Raw genomic sequence first — 348 nt, 5'->3', positions numbered from 1 at the left:
GCGGATCGCGCGCCGCGGCTTCTATCTCCCGAGCGGCCTTGGATTGACGGACGACCAGATCGTGCGATCCGCACAGGCGCTGAAGGAGATCCTTGCTTGAGCGCCTTCGAACGCTACGCGCCGTGGTATGACCTCCTCTATCAGGACAAGGATTATGCCGCGGAAGCATCCTTTGTGGACGTGCAACTCCGTCGTCATGGCGCTACGCCCGGTACGTTGCTCGATCTCGGTTGCGGCACCGGCGCACACGCCCATGAATTCGCGCGCATGGGATGGACAGTCACCGGGGTCGACATCAGCGCAGACATGATCCGCCGGGCCGAGGCGCGCACGGGAGGCGGTTCGGAA

At 64.1% G+C, this 348-nt stretch carries 1 protein-coding gene; it reads left to right on the top strand.

The window, feature by feature from the left end; genetic code table 11:
• Positions 1 to 96: 96 nt before the first annotated feature.
• On the top strand, positions 97 to 348 hold a 252-nt coding region (locus tag AC5ZGW_RS47735), incomplete at its 3' end, for a class I SAM-dependent DNA methyltransferase (protein ID WP_496114351.1).

It is taken from the genome of Bradyrhizobium sp. Crot121, assembly GCF_059512385.1.
Note: the sequence above shows the minus strand (reverse complement) of the source record. Positions and strands in the feature narration are given on the sequence as shown.